Source organism: Paraburkholderia sp. J63 (assembly GCF_905220245.1).
Classification (GTDB): domain Bacteria; phylum Pseudomonadota; class Gammaproteobacteria; order Burkholderiales; family Burkholderiaceae; genus Paraburkholderia.
In genome coordinates this window covers 225,621-243,719 of the sequence record NZ_CAJMZF010000006.1, presented here as the reverse complement: position 1 = coordinate 243,719, position 18,099 = coordinate 225,621, and the positions used below count along the sequence as shown (strand labels likewise).

At 65.1% G+C, this 18,099-nt stretch carries 18 protein-coding genes; 2 read left to right on the top strand and 16 right to left on the bottom strand.

Going from position 1 to position 18,099, the window contains the following annotated elements; genetic code table 11:
- Positions 1 to 204 precede the first annotated feature (204 nt).
- The 8 genes from U5775_RS09695 to U5775_RS09660 form a co-directional block, all read right to left on the bottom strand.
- Positions 205 to 1,047, bottom strand: coding sequence for an ABC transporter substrate-binding protein (locus tag U5775_RS09695; protein ID WP_322057911.1), 843 nt, complete (start codon positions 1,045 to 1,047; stop codon positions 205 to 207).
- A 69-nt stretch (positions 1,048 to 1,116) separates the two neighbouring features.
- Positions 1,117 to 2,550, bottom strand: coding sequence for an argininosuccinate lyase (argH, locus tag U5775_RS09690; protein WP_322057910.1), 1,434 nt, complete (start codon positions 2,548 to 2,550; stop codon positions 1,117 to 1,119).
- 137 nt (positions 2,551 to 2,687) lie between these two features.
- A complete protein-coding gene (locus tag U5775_RS09685) occupies positions 2,688 to 3,560 on the bottom strand; it encodes an ABC transporter substrate-binding protein (RefSeq protein ID WP_322057909.1) in 873 nt (290 codons plus the stop codon).
- Between the two features lie 44 nt (positions 3,561 to 3,604).
- The gene (locus U5775_RS09680) at positions 3,605 to 4,999 is read right to left on the bottom strand and encodes an MmgE/PrpD family protein (protein WP_322057908.1); all 1,395 of its coding nucleotides are present in this window, start codon (positions 4,997 to 4,999) and stop codon (positions 3,605 to 3,607) included.
- Entirely contained in the window at positions 4,999 to 5,910 is a 912-nt protein-coding gene (locus U5775_RS09675) for a polysaccharide deacetylase (RefSeq protein ID WP_322057907.1), read from the bottom strand. The genes U5775_RS09680 and U5775_RS09675 overlap by 1 nt, the downstream gene beginning before the upstream one ends.
- Positions 5,907 to 6,821, bottom strand: coding sequence for a polysaccharide deacetylase (locus U5775_RS09670; RefSeq protein WP_322057906.1), 915 nt, complete (start codon positions 6,819 to 6,821; stop codon positions 5,907 to 5,909). The genes U5775_RS09675 and U5775_RS09670 overlap by 4 nt, the downstream gene beginning before the upstream one ends.
- Before the next feature lie 110 nt (positions 6,822 to 6,931).
- Complete coding sequence (locus tag U5775_RS09665) at positions 6,932 to 7,696, bottom strand: amino acid ABC transporter ATP-binding protein (RefSeq protein ID WP_322057905.1); 765 nt, start codon at positions 7,694 to 7,696, stop codon at positions 6,932 to 6,934.
- Positions 7,693 to 8,649, bottom strand: coding sequence for an amino acid ABC transporter permease (locus U5775_RS09660; protein WP_322057904.1), 957 nt, complete (start codon positions 8,647 to 8,649; stop codon positions 7,693 to 7,695). The genes U5775_RS09665 and U5775_RS09660 overlap by 4 nt, the downstream gene beginning before the upstream one ends.
- Before the next feature lie 109 nt (positions 8,650 to 8,758).
- Here U5775_RS09660 and U5775_RS09655 point away from each other — a divergent pair, with 109 nt between their 5' ends.
- Positions 8,759 to 9,667, top strand: a complete 909-nt coding sequence (locus U5775_RS09655) for a LysR substrate-binding domain-containing protein (RefSeq protein WP_322057903.1) — start codon at positions 8,759 to 8,761, stop codon at positions 9,665 to 9,667.
- A 69-nt stretch (positions 9,668 to 9,736) separates the two neighbouring features.
- Here U5775_RS09655 and U5775_RS09650 read toward each other — a convergent pair whose 3' ends face one another.
- The 7 genes from U5775_RS09650 to U5775_RS09620 are packed head-to-tail and all read right to left on the bottom strand — an operon-like array spanning position 9,737 to position 16,486.
- Entirely contained in the window at positions 9,737 to 10,534 is a 798-nt protein-coding gene (locus U5775_RS09650; protein ID WP_322057902.1) for an ABC transporter permease, read from the bottom strand.
- Positions 10,531 to 11,403, bottom strand: coding sequence for an ABC transporter permease (locus U5775_RS09645; RefSeq protein ID WP_322057901.1), 873 nt, complete (start codon positions 11,401 to 11,403; stop codon positions 10,531 to 10,533). The genes U5775_RS09650 and U5775_RS09645 overlap by 4 nt, the downstream gene beginning before the upstream one ends.
- Complete coding sequence (locus U5775_RS09640; protein ID WP_322057900.1) at positions 11,396 to 12,463, bottom strand: ABC transporter ATP-binding protein; 1,068 nt, start codon at positions 12,461 to 12,463, stop codon at positions 11,396 to 11,398. The genes U5775_RS09645 and U5775_RS09640 overlap by 8 nt, the downstream gene beginning before the upstream one ends.
- A complete protein-coding gene (locus U5775_RS09635; protein WP_322057899.1) occupies positions 12,445 to 13,524 on the bottom strand; it encodes an ABC transporter substrate-binding protein in 1,080 nt (359 codons plus the stop codon). Before U5775_RS09635 ends, U5775_RS09640 begins: the two co-directional genes overlap by 19 nt.
- Positions 13,524 to 14,777: an FAD-binding oxidoreductase gene (locus U5775_RS09630; protein ID WP_322057898.1), complete on the bottom strand. Its 1,254-nt coding sequence runs from the start codon at positions 14,775 to 14,777 to the stop codon at positions 13,524 to 13,526. Before U5775_RS09630 ends, U5775_RS09635 begins: the two co-directional genes overlap by 1 nt.
- 12 nt (positions 14,778 to 14,789) lie before the next feature.
- Positions 14,790 to 15,194 carry a RidA family protein gene (locus U5775_RS09625; RefSeq protein WP_322057897.1) on the bottom strand — a complete coding sequence of 135 codons (405 nt, stop codon included), beginning with the start codon at positions 15,192 to 15,194 and terminating at the stop codon, positions 14,790 to 14,792.
- The gene (locus U5775_RS09620; RefSeq protein ID WP_322057896.1) at positions 15,191 to 16,486 is read right to left on the bottom strand and encodes an FAD-binding oxidoreductase; all 1,296 of its coding nucleotides are present in this window, start codon (positions 16,484 to 16,486) and stop codon (positions 15,191 to 15,193) included. The genes U5775_RS09625 and U5775_RS09620 overlap by 4 nt, the downstream gene beginning before the upstream one ends.
- 157 nt (positions 16,487 to 16,643) lie before the next feature.
- On the opposite strand from U5775_RS09620, the gene U5775_RS09615 reads away from it, so the two are divergent.
- On the top strand, positions 16,644 to 17,630 hold the full coding sequence (locus tag U5775_RS09615) for a LysR family transcriptional regulator (RefSeq protein WP_322057895.1): 987 nt from the start codon (positions 16,644 to 16,646) through the stop codon (positions 17,628 to 17,630).
- Between the two features lie 110 nt (positions 17,631 to 17,740).
- On the opposite strand, the gene U5775_RS09610 is transcribed toward U5775_RS09615, so the two are convergent.
- On the bottom strand, positions 17,741 to 18,079 hold the full coding sequence (locus U5775_RS09610; protein ID WP_322057894.1) for a hypothetical protein: 339 nt from the start codon (positions 18,077 to 18,079) through the stop codon (positions 17,741 to 17,743).
- Between the last annotated feature and the right edge of the window lie 20 nt (positions 18,080 to 18,099).

Below are 18,099 nucleotides of genomic sequence, written 5' to 3'. Positions count from 1 at the left end.
TATAACCCGCTCGATAATGTATCCGACGGGCTCCAGATTGTGCAAACCGGGCTGGCCTGGGACGGAGCGCGCGCTGGGCGGCCGGCCACCGATCGGTCCGCGTCGTCAGCGTGGATACAGGGCCTCGGGAACGAGCGGTGCCAGAGTGGCGTCGGGTGACGGCGCCCCCCGGCCCCGTCGCCCACGTCAATCCAGCACGCGGCCTCAAGTCCCCGCGTTGATCATCGCCTTGGGCACCGCGTGATGCTGCAGCCCCCATTTGGCGAGTATCTTCTGATACGTGCCATCGTCCACCAACTGGTTGAAAGCGTTCACGAGTGCACGGTTGAGCGCGCTGTTGTCCTTTGCCATGCCGATAGCCGTGTACTGCGAGAGGAACGGCTGCCCTATCGGCGCGTAGGCATCGTGCTCCACCGAGTTTTGATACGGCAACGTCTCGCCGCCCTGCACCGCGGCATCGATCCGGTTCTGGCGCAATTGCAGGCGCGCATCGGACGAGCCATCGGTGCCCACCACCTTGATCGCCGGTTTGCCCGCCTTCACGCAATGCTGGTTGCTCCAGTTCGCGATGTCGTTGGGAAACGACGTGCGCCGGCTCGTGCCCACCGCCTTGCCGCACAATGCCTCCATCGACGCGAACGCCCCGGCGTGCTCCTTGAGCGTGTAGAACTGCGGGCCGGTGGCGATGTAGTCGAGAAAATTCACCGATCCGCGCCGCGCCGGTAAATCAGTCATGCCGGACAGGATGACGTCCACCCGGTGCGTGCTCAGCGCGCTCATCATCTGGTCGAAGCTGGTCTCCTGCCATTCGATCTTGACGCCGAGCTTTGCAGCAAGCGCTTCGCCAAGGTCGACGTCGAAGCCCGTCAACTTGTCCGTTGCCGGATCCTTGTATTCGAACGGCGGATAGTTCGGCACGATGGCCGCAACGAGCACGGGCTTGCCGATGGAGGCCGCGCCGGTTTGCGCCTCGCACAGCGGGGCATGCAGCGCAACGAGACCGGCGAGCAGCGCGGCAACCTTATACAGACGGCGAATTGAGCTCATGAAAACTCCCTTGTGTCGTTTCGTTGAACCGGGTCGCTACGGGCGATGCCCGCAGCGCGCGGCATACCCTCACCACGACGGCCCCTGATAGCCGCTTGCCCATTCGGCCTGCTTGCCCAGCGCCTGACGCAGCCGCGCAATCTGCTCGGCGACCCGCTCCGGCGCCGTGCCGCCAAAACCGCTGCGCGCCGCCACCGCCGCATCGAGCGTGACGTGCGCGAGCACGGAGGCCTCCAGCCGCGCATCGACTTGCGCGAGCGTCTGAACGGACGCCTCGGCCAGTTCGATGCCTTGGTCCTCGCACGTGCGCACCAGCGCGCCCGTGATCTCGTGCGCCTCGCTGAAGGGCACACCGCGCAGTGCGAGCCAGTCGGCCACTTCGGTCGCCAGCGTGAAGCCGAGCGGCGCCTGCCTGCGCATCTCGTCGACGTTCACGCGCATCGTACGAATCATGCCGGCCATGGCGGGCAGCACGAGTTCCAGGGTATCGATGCAATCAAACGCCGCGATCTTGTCTTCGGCCAGGTCGCGGTTGTAGGCCAGCGGCAGCGACTTGAGCGTCGCCAGCAGGCCGCCGAGATTGCCGATCAGCCGCCCTGCCTTGCCGCGCGTGAGCTCCGCAATATCGGAGTTCTTCTTCTGCGGCATGATCGAGCTGCCTGTTGCATAGCCGTCGTCGAGCACGACCCAGCCGAACTGGCGCGTCGTCCACAGGATCACCTCCTCGGAGAGTCGCGAGAGGTTGACCGACAGCATGCTCGCGACGAACACGAATTCGGCCACATGGTCGCGCGAGGCCACTGCGTCGATCGAGTTCTCGCAGGGGCCGTCATAACCGAGTTCCACGGCCGATAGTTCGGGATGCAAACAGATTGCCGATCCCGCGAGCGCAGCCGCGCCCAGCGGCGAGCGAGCGCTGCGCCGGTCCCAGTCCGCGAAGCGATCGAGATCCCGGTAGATGGCCTGTGCGTGCGCGAGCAGATGATGCGCGAACACTACCGGTTGCGCGGGCTGCAGATGGGTGAAGCCAGGCGCCACGCTTTTCGTGTGCGCGCTCGCCTGCTCGAGCAACGCGTTCTGCAGATCGAGCACGGCCGTGGTCAGCGTGCGGGCCTTGGCCCGCAGATACAGGCGCAGATCGTTCGCGGCCTGATCGTTGCGCGAGCGGCCCGCGCGCAGCTTGCCTCCGGTCGCCCCCAGGCGCTTCGTGAGCTCGCGCTCGAGAAACGTGTGGACGTCCTCGTCGTCCTTCGAAGGCGCGATCTCTCCTGCGAGGTGCTCCGTTTCGAGGCGGTCGATTTCGGCCAGCAGAAGCTGCAGCTCCTCTACGCTCAGAATGCCGGCGCGGTGCAACTCCTGGGCGTGAGCGCGCGATCCGGCCAGGTCGTACGGTACGAGCCGGAAGAAGCTTGGGTCCGATCGCGACAGCGCCTCCAGCGCGGCCGATGGGCCCGTTTTGAAGCGGCCGCCCCACAAGCGTTCGACGGGTTCGGATCTGTTCATGGTCATGCCCTCTCTATCTGTTCGGATTCCTGATCTATACGAGTCCATCTTTCCTGACTGCGGTGCGCCGGATCAGTGGCACGACGGACGTTCGCCGTCACCCGCCGCGCCGCGTCTCACCGTGCCACGCCGCGCCATCAGTCGATGGGCGCCCCGTTCATCGTCAGTTGATGCACGGCGCTCGACTGCAAGCCCCACTTCGCGACGATCTTGCCGTAAGTGCCGTCTGCGATCAGCTTGTCGAGCGCGCCGTGCACCGCGTCGCGCAGCTTCGTATTGGACTTCGCGAAGGCGATGCCCTCGGGTGACGTCGCGAACGGCGCGCCCACGGGCCGGTAGGTGTTCGGCTCCAGTTTCATCGCGTACGGCAGCGTTTCGCTGCCTTGCACGCCCGCCACGATGCGCCCCTGCTTCAACTGCATGCGCGCCGACGACGTATCTTCCGTGCCGACGACCGAGATCGGCGCCTTGCCCGCGCAGTTCTTCGCGCTCCATGCGGCGGTGTCGGCAGGAAACGAGGTGCTGCGGCTCGTGCCGACCGCCTTGCCGCACAGGTCGGCGGGCTGGCGAATAGCGTTGCCCTGGGCGCTTGCGAGCACATAGAACTGGGCGCCCGAATTGAGGTAGTCGAGGAAATCCGCCGCGCTGCGACGGCCCGGCACGTCGCTCACGCCGCTCAGCACCATGTCCACCCGCCCCGTTTCGAGCGACGGCAGCAACTGTTCGAACGCGGACTCCTGCCAGTCGATCTTGACGCCGAGCTGCCTGGCGATCGCATTGCCGAGATCGATGTCGAAGCCGACCAGATCGCCGCTATCGGGATCCTTGTACTCCATGGGCGGATAGATTGCGTTGACGGCCACCTTGATGGTGCGGGACTTCGCGATGGCGTCGGGCAGTGCCTGAGCATGCGCGGCGGCGCCGAAGAGCAGCGTCGAAAGACACAGCACCACGGCTCGCGATGCATGGCGCAGGGGATCGAACTTGTGCATGGGAGAATGACCTTTCATGATGGAACGTGGATCGAAATTATGCGCAGATGGCACGCGCCTGTTCAACGGAGCACGGGTCTCGCACCCGCTTCGCCTTTCAGCCAGCCGGTCAGCACGCGCACGTCGGCGAGCTGTTCCAGTTCGAGCAGCGCCTGGGCGAGCGCACCGGCCGAGGCAGCGTCGAGCACGAGACCCGCCAGCGAGCGGTACTTCGCAAGCAGGTCCGCTTCGGGCAGCGGATTGCCGGGGTCGCCGAGCGGCGTGAGCACCTGTCGCGAGCGAGGCGGGGCATCGGGCGTCGTGAGCGTGATGACGGGCTCGTCGAGGTCGGACATCGACGGGTCGACTTCGAGCACGACGCGCTCCATCACGGCGCTCACGCGCGCATCGTGCCGCGCGGGATCGAGGTACGCGGCGAGCCCCGCATGGCCGTTCACGAGCGCGGAACCGACCGCGAAAGGCAGGCTCATCTGCGACGAAGCCAGATTGCGCAGATCGCGTCCGCCGCACATATTCGCCACGAACGCGCTCAATCGCACGTGCACGCCTTGCAACTGCTGCGGATCGCAGGGCTGCTCGCGCCTCAACGCGAGCGTCGCATCGATGGCGGCATGCGTGCTGCGGCACGACGCATGCGGCTTGATCGAGCAACGCATGATCTTCCACGTCTCGCCCAGTTCGTGCAACAACGCCTGCGGCTCGCGCGTGTCGCGCGCGAACGCGTTGAAAAAGCCGCCCCATGCATCCGCAAAGATCTGCGTCGGTCCGCTGATGCCTTCCCTCGCGAGCAAGGCCGCCAGCAGGCCGCCTTCCGCCGCGCGGCCCGTATGCATGCGCTTCGTTTGCGAAGCGTCGTGGATGAAGCCCCACAGGCCGCCGCTGAAGCTCCCCGCATGCCCCAGCGCCGCCGCGGTGCCCGCCGCGTCCAGACCGAGAATCCGCGCGCTCGCAGCCGCCGCGCCGAACACGCCGCAGGTCATCGTCGAGTGCCAGCCATAGCCGTTGTGCGCGGAGTAGCCGCCACAAGCTTCGAGCACGCGCCGGCCCACGTCGTAGCCCAGCACCACGGCCGCGATGAACTCCCGCCCCGAGACCGGACGCGCGGTGCAACTGAGCGCGGCGAACACGGCAGGCAGCACGACCGCGCCCGAGTGATCACAGCCGCCCGCATCGTCGAGTTCGAGCGCGTGCGCGGCTACGCCGTTGACGAATGCCGCGCCGCGTGCGCCCAGCGATTGATTCGTACCCCAAACCAGTGTTTCGCCTGATCCGTCTGCGCCCATGACCGCGAGTGCGCTGCGCGGCTCGGCAGCCGCCGCGCCCGCGAGCGCCGCGCCCAGGGTGTCGAGAATGTGCTGCTTCGCCTTGTGGACCACGGCGTCAGGGATGGCTTCACTGGCCACGCCCGCGACGAATGCCGCGAGATGCTGGGAAAGAGAAAGATCGCGCGCACTCATCACGTGGCCACCCGATGCCGTGCAAAGATTTCGACGGGATGCCCCGGCTCGTTGCCATCGACATTGTCACGCCACCATGTTGCCGCCTGCTCGCCCGTCGCGAACCATACGTCGTCGCGCTGGCGCATGTCTTCGAGCAGCGCGCGCAATACGTCGATGCGCCCTGCCGTCCCGATGATCTCGGGATGCAGGCGCAGCACGAAGCACAGGCCGAATCGATGAAACGCGGCAAAGTCCTGCTTCCAGTTGCCGAGCACTTCGCGATACGAAGGAATGCGCGGCTGGCCCACGGGCACCGCGGGGGACAGGTTGTAGACGAAGTACGGCTCGTCTTCGAGCTCGTAATGCAGCGGCAGCTCGACCAGCGGCGCCGCGAGGCCGGCGTGCGTAGCGTTCGCCACGGTGTCGCGAAGATGGAAGTAAGGCAGGTCGTCGCCGCGCCATGACGACGACCATATGACGCCTTCGCTGCGCAGGAAGTCCGCGAAGCCGGGGGCCCAGTTACCATAGAACGAACGGAAGCCGCGCACGTCGCGGCCCAGCTTCTCCGCGATGGCCTGCTTTCCGGCGCGAAAGGCGTTCTTCTGCTCGTCGAGCGTCAGAGCGTCGAAGTTCTCGCAGCGAAAACCGCTGGTGCCGATCTCGTGCTCCTGCGCCGCGATCCGCTGCAGCAGATCCGTATGCGTCTGCGCGACCCGCCCAGGCACCAACCAGCTCGTTGGCACACCGAATTCATCAAACGTGTCCAGCATGCGGTCCACGCCACGCTTCGCACCATAGCGCCATACCGAAAGCGACTTCTCGCGTCCGGCAATGGCGGGCGCCTGCGTGAGAATGCCTTCGTCGTCGTTGAAGTCGACCGTGACGACCACCGCGCAGCGCGCGTTCCCAGGCCAGCGATGTGATTTCATGCGCAAGCCCCCTCCCGATGGGCCGATGCTTCATTCTCCAGCCACCATTGCGCGACATCGTGACAGGTGGCGAACCAGACATCGCCCGGCGCGCGCATGTGATCGATCAGTTGTTCGAGCAGCGCGATCCGGCCGGGCTTGCCCGATACCTTCGGATGAAACAGCGTCGTGAGGCACAGACCGTCCCGATGCGAGCCGTCGAACTCGCGCCGCCAGTTGTCGAGCGTCGTCTCATAGCTCGCAATGCGGTCGAGGCTCGACGGAAAATCGGGGTTGCGGTGATACGCCAGCGAGGCGTAGTCGTCGAGCTCCCAGCGGCCGGGGATCTCGACCATCGGCTCGGCAAAGCCCGGCGCGTGCAGCAGATACGGACGGTCGTCGCCGCGCATCGAGCTCGAATAGCGCACGCCCGCTTCCATCAGCACGCGTATCGTGTCCGGTCCCCAGTCGCCGGACGGCGTGCGAAAGCCCACCGGGCGGATGCCGAGGTAGCGCGAGAAGATCTCGACGCAGCGCTCCATCACCGCGCGCTGGCCGTCGCGGTCGAGCGTCCAGAACGCTTCATGGCGGTAGCCGTGGTAGGCCATTTCATGGCCGCCTTCGAGGATCGCCGCGCATTGCCTCGGCCAGTTCTCGATCACCCACCCGGGCACGAAGAACGTGGCCGGCACGCCCCGCTCGTCGAGCATGTCGAGCAGGCGCGCGAGCGCGCGCCAGGGCCCGTAGCTGCCGAGCGTGAAATACGCGGGATTGCGCCAGATCGAGCCGTCGAGCATCGCATCGCCCGTGGGTCCATCCAGATCGAAGGCGAGCGCCACACAGGAACGATTGCTCCCGGGCCAGCGCGGCGCGCCCGGCTCTGCGTTATCGACAGGCGTGACCGCTCCACGCAGTCGAGTCGATGCGTTCATCCAATACTCTCCACCAGTTCAAGGTTGGGCCGTATCCCGGCCCGGGCCGAATTTGACGGTCGTGGTGATCGTGGTGATCGCGGCGATCGGCGCAATCACCACGACCAGCGTCAGGCCAGCACCGCTGAAATGAAATCGCGGGTTCGTGCGTGACGCGGCTCGCCCAATACCTGCTCGGGCGGGCCGGCCTCGATCACCTGGCCCTGATCCATGAACACCACGCGGCTCGCCACTTCGCGCGCGAAGCCCAGCTCGTGCGTCACCACGATCATCGTCATGCCGCTCTTCGCGAGGTCGCGCATCACGGCCAGCACTTCGCCCACGAGCTCCGGGTCCAGCGCCGAGGTGGGCTCGTCGAACAGCATGAGCTGCGGATGCATGGCCAGCGCGCGCGCAATCGCCACGCGCTGCTGCTGCCCGCCGGAAAGCTCCGAGGGGAACGCATCGCACTTGTGCGCGAGCCCCACCCGGTCCAGCAGCGTGCGGGCCTCTTCCCGTGCCTCCGCGCGCCGGCGCTTGAGGACCTGCACCGGCCCCTCGATCACGTTCTCGAGCGCCGTCTTGTGCGGAAACAGGTTGAAGCGCTGAAACACCATGCTCGTGGCCAGCCGCTGGCGCGCCACCTCGCGCTCCGTGAGCTCGTGCAGGCGGTTGCCCGCCCTGCGGTAGCCCGCGAGCTCTCCGTTCACCCAGAGCGCCCCGTCGCTGATCTGCTCGAGCTGGTTGATGCACCTGAGGAACGTGCTCTTGCCCGAGCCCGAAGGCCCGATCACGCAGAGCACTTCCCCCTGCGCCACGTCGAGCGTGATGCCCTGCAGCGCCCTGAAATCGCCATACGACTTGCGCACGTTCACCGCGCGTACGATCGGATTCATTCGGGTTTCCTCCTTTCCCGGCGCACCTGGCGCCCCGCCGTGCGCCCCGTGCCGCGTGCGTAGTGCCGCTCCACCCGCGACTGCGCGAACGACAGCACCGTGACCACCACCAGATACCAGATGCCCGCCACCATCAAGAGCTCGATGACCCGCGCATTGGCGTAATAGATGTTCTCTGCGTTGTGCAGCATCTCGGCGTACTGGATCACGCTCGCGAGCGAGGTCAGCTTGACCATGCCCACCAGTTCATTGCCGATAGGCGGCACGATCACGCGCATCGCCTGCGGCAGGATGATCCGGCGCAGCGCCTGCAGGCGCGGCATGCCGATCGACTTGGCCGCCTCGTACTGGCCCGTGTCCACCGAGAGCAGCCCGGCGCGCACCACCTCCGACGTGTACGCCCCCTGGTTGATCCCGAGGCCAAGCAGTGCGGCCAGAAATGGCGTCATCACATCCACGGTGCGCAAGCTGAACAGCCCCGGAATGCCGAGCGTGGGAAACACCAGCGCGAGGTTGAACCACAGCAGCAGCTGCAGGATCACCGGCGTGCCGCGAAAGAGCCATACGTAGCCCTGCGCGAGCGCTTGCAGCACCGGGTTCGTCGAAAGACGCATGATGGCGGTGACGACGCCCAGCACGATACCCAGCGCCATCGCCAGCACCGTCATCACGATCGTGTTGCCGAGGCCGGCGAGGATCGAGCGCGCGGTAAGAAAGCGCCCCACGTAGCGCCATTCGATCTGCCCATGGGCAAATGCCAGCACCACGTAGGCGACCAGCGCGACGATCACCGCCGATGCCGCATAGCGCCCCCAGTACCGGCGCTTTACGTGCTCCAGTTGCGAAAGGTCGCCCCAGTCCTCGGGGCCATTTGCACCACTTGCAAGATCTGCATGGCTATCGGGGAACTGCCCGGCTTCAGCCTTTGTCAGTGCGACGCTTCGTTGGACCATACGGGTCTCCGTGACTCAATTGAACCTGCTCTGTGAAGGCGATTTAAGACCGCCAATATCCTGGTGGCAAACGGTAAAATCTCATGGTTGCCATGCGAGATGTGCATAAATGAAGATCGAGCGCTATCCCCCATTCAACGTGCTCCAGACGCTGCTGGTCGTGGCCCGCTGCGGGAGCTTCACCGCCGCCGCGCAGCAGCTCTATCTGAGCCAGAGCGCAGTGAGCCGGCACATCCAGCAGATCGAAGACTATTTCGGCTGCCCGCTGTTCGTGCGGCATACGCGCATGGTCGTGCCGACCACGGAATGCCACCGGCTCGTGCCGATCGTCGAGGAACTGCTCGCCACGGCCCGGCGCTCCATGCACATCACGAGCATGGGCGGCCAGACGGTCACGCTGCGCGTCACGCCGACACTCGCCGCGCGCTGGCTGCTGCCGCGCCTGAACGACTTCTACGAGAAGGTGCCCGGCACGCAGTTGAACATCGACACGGCGTGGTTTCTGCCGACGAATTTCGGCGAGGGCACGCTCGATGCCGCCATTCTGTTCGGCACCGGCAACTGGGAGGGGCTGGAAGCGACCTGTCTGATGCGGGAGCGGTTGACGCCGGTTTGCGCCCCGCAGGTCGCGGGCGGCACGTCGCCGCTCGCGCGGCCCGAGGACCTCAAGCAGCACACCCTGTTGCATTCGAGCTTCGGCCGGCGAGGATGGATGCTATGGCTGCAGCAGCACGGCGATCTCGCCAGCCATGCGTATCGGGAGCAGGTATTCGATACGCTCGACCTCGCCTTCAGCGCCGCGGTGCGCGGCATGGGCGTGGCGCTTGGCGACCTCAATCTGGTCGAAGAGAATCTGTCGAACGGGTCGCTCGTGGCGCCCTTCCCGCACGTGGTGGAGACCGGGGCGGGGTATTACCTGGTGCACCCGCCGCGCAACGAGTATCGGGAGAAGCTGAAACCGCTGCTGGAGTGGCTGCTGGCCACCATCGCCAGCAAGGAGCGCGAGCGCAAGGCTTGAAGAAGTGCGGGCGCGGACTGCGCCCCAAGGGTTGGATGTCAATCCAGACCTGGGGCGTTTTTTACTGGTTCATTTCCTGAACCGCCGCACCGCCAGTTCCAGCAACAGGAGACCCGTGGTCAGCAAAATCAGAAACGAACTGATCGCGGCGATCACCGGTTCCATATTCATCGTCAGGCTGTTCCAGATGCGCACCGGCAGCGTTTCGGTCGTGAGGCCCGAGAGGAACAACGACACGATCAGCTCGTCGAACGAGGTCAGGAAGCTGAAGAACGCCGCCGATACGATCCCCGGCGCGACCATCGGCATCGTCACGGTCAACAGGATACGCGTGCCGGATGCGCCCAGACCGGCAGCGGCGCGCTCGATCGATGGATCGATGCCCTGCATCGAACCGATCAGGATCAGCAGCACGATGGGCAGCGCGAGCGACGCGTGGCACACCGCGATCCAGATTTTCGAGCCGACCAGATCGAGCGGCGCAGAGGCGAAATACAGCGCCACCGAGGTGATGATGCTCGGCACGATCAGCGGCAACAGGCAGAATGAAATGATCAGCTTCTTGCGCCCGAACTGACCGCGCACCAGCGACCACGCGGCGAGAAACCCGAGCAGCGTGGCGATCGCGCTCGTCATGATCGCGATCACGAAGCTCGTGAAGAGCGCGCTCATCCATTCGGGGCTTTCGAAGAACTGGGTGTACCACCGGATCGACAGACTCGTCGGCGGAAATAGCATGAAGCTGCTCTTGCCGAACGACACCACCACGACGATCACGATCGGCAGCATCAGCATTGCGCACACGATCCACGTCAGCGTCTGCGCGAAACCGAAGCGCCCGGTGAGTTTCATCGCCATCGCGTTCATTTTCCGAGCATCCTGTCGAGGTCCGTGTAGCGGCAATAGACGGCGTAGATCACGAGCGTGATGACCAGCAGGAAGAGCGACAGCGCGCACGCCTGCGCCCAGTCCATCGTCACCTCGATGTTGCGCTGGATAAGCATCGCCATCGTGACGTCTTCCGGTCCGCCCATTAGCGCGGGCGTGATGAAAAAGCCCATCGCCAGAATGAATACGATCAGCCCGCCGGAGACGATGCCCGGCATGCTGAGCGGCAGAAAGATCTTGCCGAATGCGTAAGTCTTCGACGCGCCCATGCCGTGCGCCGCCTGCAACAGCCGCATGTCGATGCCCTTCATCGTCGAGAACAACGTCAGCACGAAATAAGGCAGCAGCACATAGGTCATGCCGATCACCACGCCGGTCGTGTTGTACATCAGCTTGAGCGGATGATCGATCAGATGGCACGATATCAGCAGATTATTCACCACGCCCTTGTTGCCGAGGATGATCATCCACGAATAGGTACGCACGATAATCGACGTGAAGTAGGGAATCACCACGCAGATGATGATCAGCGTGAAGCGCAGCGCGCGGGTCTGCACGAGCGTGCAGGCCACCGGATAGGCGAGCACGAGCGCGAGCAGCGTGACGACCGCCGAGATCCACACGGTGCGCAGCGCCACCGAGACGAACAGCGACGAGGTGAACGCTTTCACGAGCATCAGCGCGAAGTTGCCCGGATAGGTGTACGCGGATCGCGCGATGAACCAGACGATGGGTACTACGAAGAAGATGGTCAGGAACGCGAGCGCCGGCCAGATCAGCCGGTCCGGTCCCGATCGCGCGGGCCGCGCGATCGCCAGCGTGGCATTGTCGGAGAGCACGTCAGCCATGTTGGATGATCCTCGCGTCGGCGTGGCGCTTCCAGCCTATCGACACCGGATCGCCCACTTCGAACGCGCAGGCGTCGGCCAGATTCGACGTGTCCGCATAGATCTTGAGTCCGTCGCCGATCGCCACCTGATAGCGGATCGTATGGCCGAGAAATGAGATCGTCTCGACCTGGCCGCTCAGGCCGTGCTCCGCGTGCGACGGCGTCGGCACTTCGTGCGCGGGCGACAGCACCACGCGCTCCGGCCGGATGAAGAGATTGTCGCCGTCACGCATGCCGATCCGTTCGCGATGATCGGGCGGCAGTCCCGCGTACGGCAGGATGTTCGCCTCGCCAAGAAAGCCCGCGGCGAACACGTTGCGCGGCGTCTCGTAGACGTCGCGCGGCGCGCCGATCTGTTCGATGCGACCGTTGTTCATGATCGCGATGCGGTCCGACATGTTCATCGCCTCCTCCTGATCGTGCGTCACGAACACGACTGTCATCTCGAGCTTGCGCTGCAGCGCCTTGATCTCCATTTGCATCTGGTAGCGCAGATTCTTGTCGAGTGCGCCGAGCGGCTCGTCCATCAGCACGACCTTCGGATGGAATACCACCGCGCGCGCGAGCGCGACGCGCTGCTGCTGGCCGCCCGACAGTTCCTTCGGCAAGCGCCTGGCAAACGGCGTCAGGCGCACCAGATCGATCGCCCATTGCGCGCGTTCACGCGCGCCGCGGCGGTCGAAGTTGCGCACCTTGAGCGGGAACATCACGTTGTCGAGCACGCTCATGTGCGGGAACAGCGCATAGTTCTGGAACACCATGCCGAGATTGCGCTGTTGCGGCGTCATGAAACTGATGTCGGTGCTGTCGAGCGAGATGCACCCGCCGTCGGGCAGCGCGAAGCCGGCCAGCATCATCAGCGTGGTGGTCTTGCCCGAGCCGCTCGGGCCGAGCAGCGAGAAGAACTCTCCGGGCTCGACCACGAAAGACAGATCGTCGACAACGGTCTGGTCGCCGTAACGCTTGACGACGTGCTCGAAGCGAATGCGCCCCGCCGACTTCACGCGTTGAGCGTCCATTTTTCCCACTCCTTGCTCACGTTTGCGCGATTGGTGGCCCACCATTTCGCATCGAGTAGAAAGCCGTGCTCGCGCGTGCGCTCGCCGCCGGGAATCTTGTCGCGCAGTTCCGGCGTGAGCGCGTTATAGGCCGTTTTGGTCACGGGTCCGCTGTTCCAGTACGACGCGAACTTGCTCTGCACCTCCTTGCTCAGGCAGAAGTCGACCAGCTTCTGCGCGTTCGCGGCGTTCTTCGCCTGCTTGAGCACGGCGTAGGCCTGCACGTGCACGCCGTGCTGATTCCAGTTGATCGCGAGCGGCGCCTGGCTCTGGATGCCTTGCAGGATCCGCGTGCTCCAGATCGAGCTCAGGTCCGCTTCGCGCGTCGACAGCATCTGCACCGAGAGCGCACCCGACGACCAGAACTTGGCGATTGCCGGCTTGATGCGCGACAGCGACTTGAACGCGCGCGGCAGGTCGAGCGGGTACAGCTTGTCCATCGGCACGCCGTCGGCGAGCAGCGCGAACTCGAGATTGGGTGCGCCCGAATCCATGTCGGCCAGCGCGCGCGTCGACGGGTATTTCTTGTAGTCCCAGAACTGCGCCCAGCTCGCCGGCACCGTGTTGCTCTTCCACTTGTCGAGGTTGTAGCCCATCACGTCCGCGTAGACGAAATTGCCGACGTATTTGTCGTGCTTGTACTCGGGCAGAATGTCGGCCGGATCGGTGAACTTGAAGGCGTTGTAGTTCAGCGGCGCGAGCGCATCTTCCCATTGCAGCAGCACGCTGTCGTCGTTGTCGATGATGTCGATCTCGATGTTGCCCGACTTGATCATCGCTTCGAGCTTGCCCGTGGTGGTCGCGACCGGGATCACGCGGATGCCGGTCTGCGCCTCGAACGGCTCGTAGATCAGCTTGCGGCGGATGCCGTCGTACGCGCCGCCGGGCGAGCGGATCACAACGGTTTCCGCGGCCTGCGCCCGGCGAGTCCAGACGGCGGGCGCGAGCGCCGCGACACAGGCCGCTTTGAGCAGCGCACGGCGCTGCGTGCTCGGCGGTGGGTTCCGGTCATCGTTGTTCATCAGGCTCTCCTGAATCGGTCGATACGGTAAGGGGAAACATCGAAGGGTTGCGGCGCGTGCGTCACGAAGTTGGCGAGGATTTCCGCCGATTGCGGCGCGCCGGTGATGCCGGTATGGCCGTGCCCGAAGCCGAGATAGAGCCCCGGCATGCCGGGCACCTCGCCGAGCACCGGCAGACTGTCGGGCAGCGAAGGCCGGAAGCCGAGCCAGAAGCGCTGCTTGCGCGCGACGTCGAGTTGCGGGAAAAGACGCTTGGCTTGCGCGATCAATGCCGCCTCGCGGCTCATATCGGGCTCGGCGTCGAGACCGGCGATCTCCACGAAACCGGCCACGCGCAGGTTGTCGATCATCGGCGTGATACCGAAGCCACGGCCCTTGTGCAGAATCGGCAGCCGCAGATCGAGCGCCGATGGATCGAAGGCGACGTGATAGCCTCGCTCCGTTTCGAGCGGCACATGCACGTCGATACCTTGCAGCAGGCGCTTGGACCACGCGCCCGAGCATACCACCAGCTCGCGCGCGCTCAGATCGCTGCACGCAGTGATGATGCGATAGCCGGCCCGCGACGGCAGCGGATTCACGCCGTTGACCTTCTGGCGCACGAACTCGCCGCCGTTGTCGATGAACAGGCCGAACAGCCGTTTGACGAGCTGATACGGATTCGCGACGAAGCCGTTGTGTTCGTAGTGCTGCGCGCGCTTCACGGCGCGGTTCATGCCGGGTACGAGCTCGAAGATCGCGTCGCCGGTCAGCTCGCGCACCGTCACGCCGTTCTCTTCGCGCAGGCGATCGGCGAGCCGGTCGCCCGGCGATTTGGCGAGCGTTTCCCATACGTGCAACTGGCCGGAGACATTGATCGACTGCGCGAATTGCTCGGCGCCGAGCAGCGCGCGATAGCTTTCGATCGAATCCTTATGCAGTGCGCGCAACGCCGCGGCGAGCGGCGAGACGCGCGCTTCGCTCGCGCCCGAGCGGATCCACCGCAAAAGCCACGGCGCGGCGGCCAGCGCATATTGGCGGCGCACGCTGAGCGGACCTTTTTCGTCGGCGAGCCATTTCGGCACGTTGCGCAGCATGCCGGGCATCGAGATCGGAATGCAACTGTCGATGCTGACAAGCCCGGCGTTGCCGAACGACGTGCCCGTGCCCGGTTCGCGCTCGTCGATCACGCGCACCGTGACGCCGCGCCGTTGCAGCGTGAGCGCCGTGCACATGCCAACGATGCCGGCGCCGATGATGCTGACCTGTTCCATGGCGTTCTCGCGTCAGGCCCGCAGCGCTTGCGCGACGATCTCGATGCGGCAGTTTTCGCCGAGCAGCTCCTTGACGACGACGGTCGCCCGGTTCGGATACGGCGTCGTCGTGAAGTAGCGTGCGTAGACGCGGTTCATGCCGGCGGCGTCGGCCTTGTCGACGAGATAGAGGGTGATCTGCGCCACGTGCGCAAGACTCGAGCCAGCGCATTCGAGCACGTGCGCCAGCTGATCGAAGACGCGCGCGGCCTGGACTTCTATGTCACCCTCGCCGCTCGCCGCGAAGCTCGCCGGATCGCGCGGCACCTGAACCGTGTAGACCGTGTTGCCGCCGATGAGCGCGTTGCTGATCGGCGTGGAAGGCGGATTGACGATCTTCGATCGAACCAGCTCGAGCGGTGCTGATGAGGTGTTCAAGACGGAGCTCCGGAAGTGAGTTCGCGCGCGAAGCGCTTCAGGTTGAGATGCACGGCGATGCGCCGGATCGGTTCCGGCGGAATGAAGCCGGGATCGGCGAAGCGCAGGGTTTCGGCGAGCAGCGGGGAATCTGCGCCGCTGACGATGTCGGCGAGCAGTTCGCCGAGCGCAGTCATCTTGAGAATGCCGGACGCGTTGCAGCCGGACAGCGTGTACAGACCGGCGGCGGGCCGGTCGAGCACCGGCGCGTCGTTGCGCGTCATGCTGACCGCGCCGCCCCACACGTACTCGAACGCGTTGTCGCCGAGAAACGGATAGCGGGCACGCAGGCCGGCGGTGAGCATTGGCCGCACGTTCGCGGGATCGAGTTCCGTTTCGTACGAAAAGCCTTGCCGGAACAGCAGACGATTGCCGTTCACCTTGCGGCTCGTCGCTTCGAGCCGCTCGACCGGCGTGGCGCCCCAGTCGTCGGGCTCGCCGAGCGAGGCGAACTCGGCATCGGTGAGCCGCCGCGTGAGACCGGCATACGTGTACACGGCGAGCTGCCGATACCTCGCGTAGCCGAAGCGAGGCAGCGCCGTGTTCACGCATAGCGCCACGCACGGACTACTGATCTCGCCGTGTGGCGTATCGAGCGTCCAGGTAGCGGCGCGAGCGAGCTTTTTGACGGGCGTGCCGAAGCGGATCTCGACGTTCGCCGGCAGACTCGCGATCAGGCCGTGCACCAGTTCGGCGGGCTGCACCAGCGTGCAGTTGCGCAGCCAGAGCGCGGCGCGATAGTGCAAAGTGCCCAGCTCGCGACGGATCGCATCGGCGTCGAGCGCGCGGTATTCGACGCGACGCGCGTCGAGCGTCATGGCGAGCGCATCGAGCTTGTCGCGCCCGCCGGCGGTAGTGGCCACCTTGTAATGACCGGTCTCGCGCCAGTCGCAATCGATTGCCTGCGTCGTCACGATGCGCGCGAGGGCCTCGCGGCCGAAGCCGAGCAGCCGCGTCTGCCACGCGTGGCGCGCGGCGTCGCCGGCCGAGATCCGCGCGTACGGCAGATCGATCATGAACCCCGAGTTGCGCCCTGAGCTGTTGGCGCCGGGCTGCCCCGCATCGAGCAGCACGACGCGGCGATCGGCGTGGCGCCGGGCCAGTGCGTGCGCGACCGCGAGCCCGGCGAAGCCCGCACCGACCACCACATAGTCCGCGTGCCGCGGCACCCGCGACGCCGCCTGCACCGCTATCCGGTTGCGTGCGATCGCGTTCCATCCGCTGGCTGTGGCATAGGCCGGACGCTCCGTCATCGTCGATCTCCATCGTCGCTCGTGAGGGCGATCTGCGGGGCTGGCAGGCTTCACAGATCGGTCAGACAACTATGCTTCGGCCGATGGTGATATGTAAAATGAGAAAAAAACGGCCCGCTAAGTCGAAAAATTCATCAAGGGGAGGCGCTGCCTGACCATGAACCTGAAGCAGATTTCGCACGTCCTGGCGCTTGCCGACACGCTGAATTTCAACAAGGCGGCCAAGCTCGTTCACCTCTCGCAATCGGCGCTGAGCAAGAGCATTGCGGCACTGGAACAGGAACTGGGCATCCAGATATTCGAGCGCTCGACGGCCAAGGTGCAGATCGCACCGACCGGTCAGCATGTCTTGCTGCTCGCGCGGCATCTGATGTCCGAGGCCACCAGCTTTCGCAAGAACATCGAATATCTGAAGACGGGCGAGCTGGGCAGCGTCGCGGTGGGATCGGGACCGTTTCCGGCCGCCTGCTTTCTGGATGAAGGCATCCGGCAGTTTCATCGGCGCTATCCATCGGTGTCGATGAATCTGCGCATCGATCATTGGGCGAATCTGATGACGGCGCTCCGGTCAGGCGAGATCGATTTTTTCACCGCCGATATCCGCAACCTGGAAAACGATGCGTCGTTCGATATCGTGCCGCTCGGCGGCGTGACGATCGCGATGTGCTGCTGCCCCGCACATCCGCTCGTCGCGCAGGATCCGATGCGCGAGATCGATGCGCGCGAGCTGCTGCCGTACACATTCGCCACCGTCAAGCTGCCGCCGCGGATGTTTTTCGAACTCAAGCAGAGCATGGGACTGGAGCGCGACCAGACTTTCGCCGCGACAATCGAATCCGACGACATCTATCTGCTCAACCGCATCATGCCGGGCAGCAACATCATCCTCGCGACCAGCAATCTCATGATGAACGAACGCCTTGGCGGGACCGGGCTCGTCAAGCTCAACCTGAGGATGAACAGCAATCGCTTTGGCGAATGGGCGCTCGTCAAGATGAAGGATCGCACGCTCACGCCGAGCGCGAGTCTGCTGGCAGATCTGCTAGTCGACCTGATACGGCAAGGCAGCCTCGACGACGAGGCGCAGCACGGAAGTCCTGCCAATGCGCCGCTGAATTTTCTGCGCGAGCGGCGCGAACGGTGATCCGTTATCGCACCAGCGCGGGTTCTATCGACGCGAGCACTCAGGCGTCCTGAAGAAATGCAATGCTCTCCTGATTGAATCTCTCCGGCTGTTCATACGGCGCCCAGTGGTCACAGCCCTTGATTTCCACGAGCCGCGCGTTCGGCGCGATGCTGGCGATCGCATGGGCGTTGCTGAGGAACATATTGGGCGCATCCACGGCGGCGATCACCTGGACCGGCAGGGTATTGCAGCGGCGTGAGGCTGCGGAACACGCCGGCTTCGAGCATCGCCTCGACGCTGGCAGCGGGCACGCGACACTCGCGCTCGGACTGCTCGCGACCCGCGCGCAGCACCGCAACGATGGCGTCGACCGCCTTCAGGAAGGCCTCGCCCGCTTTCAGCGCGCGCTGGCGATACGCTTTGCCATCGGTGGCCGTGAAGGGTTGGGTTTCGATCACTGCGCTCATGTCGTCTCCGGACAGGTAGT

Coding starts and splice junctions, on each gene's coding strand:
- U5775_RS09630 (WP_322057898.1), bottom strand. CDS start 14,777: ATGGAACAGGTCAGCATCATCGGCGCCGGCATCGTTGGCATGTGCACG.
- U5775_RS09670 (WP_322057906.1), bottom strand. CDS start 6,821: ATGAACGCATCGACTCGACTGCGTGGAGCGGTCACGCCTGTCGATAAC.
- U5775_RS09665 (WP_322057905.1), bottom strand. CDS start 7,696: ATGAATCCGATCGTACGCGCGGTGAACGTGCGCAAGTCGTATGGCGAT.
- argH (WP_322057910.1), bottom strand. CDS start 2,550: ATGAACAGATCCGAACCCGTCGAACGCTTGTGGGGCGGCCGCTTCAAA.
- U5775_RS09680 (WP_322057908.1), bottom strand. CDS start 4,999: ATGAGTGCGCGCGATCTTTCTCTTTCCCAGCATCTCGCGGCATTCGTC.
- U5775_RS09660 (WP_322057904.1), bottom strand. CDS start 8,649: ATGGTCCAACGAAGCGTCGCACTGACAAAGGCTGAAGCCGGGCAGTTC.
- U5775_RS09650 (WP_322057902.1), bottom strand. CDS start 10,534: ATGAACGCGATGGCGATGAAACTCACCGGGCGCTTCGGTTTCGCGCAG.
- U5775_RS09645 (WP_322057901.1), bottom strand. CDS start 11,403: ATGGCTGACGTGCTCTCCGACAATGCCACGCTGGCGATCGCGCGGCCC.
- U5775_RS09695 (WP_322057911.1), bottom strand. CDS start 1,047: ATGAGCTCAATTCGCCGTCTGTATAAGGTTGCCGCGCTGCTCGCCGGT.
- U5775_RS09675 (WP_322057907.1), bottom strand. CDS start 5,910: ATGAAATCACATCGCTGGCCTGGGAACGCGCGCTGCGCGGTGGTCGTC.
- U5775_RS09615 (WP_322057895.1), top strand. CDS start 16,644: ATGAACCTGAAGCAGATTTCGCACGTCCTGGCGCTTGCCGACACGCTG.
- U5775_RS09655 (WP_322057903.1), top strand. CDS start 8,759: ATGAAGATCGAGCGCTATCCCCCATTCAACGTGCTCCAGACGCTGCTG.
- U5775_RS09610 (WP_322057894.1), bottom strand. CDS start 18,079: ATGAGCGCAGTGATCGAAACCCAACCCTTCACGGCCACCGATGGCAAA.
- U5775_RS09640 (WP_322057900.1), bottom strand. CDS start 12,463: ATGGACGCTCAACGCGTGAAGTCGGCGGGGCGCATTCGCTTCGAGCAC.
- U5775_RS09635 (WP_322057899.1), bottom strand. CDS start 13,524: ATGAACAACGATGACCGGAACCCACCGCCGAGCACGCAGCGCCGTGCG.
- U5775_RS09620 (WP_322057896.1), bottom strand. CDS start 16,486: ATGACGGAGCGTCCGGCCTATGCCACAGCCAGCGGATGGAACGCGATC.
- U5775_RS09685 (WP_322057909.1), bottom strand. CDS start 3,560: ATGAAAGGTCATTCTCCCATGCACAAGTTCGATCCCCTGCGCCATGCA.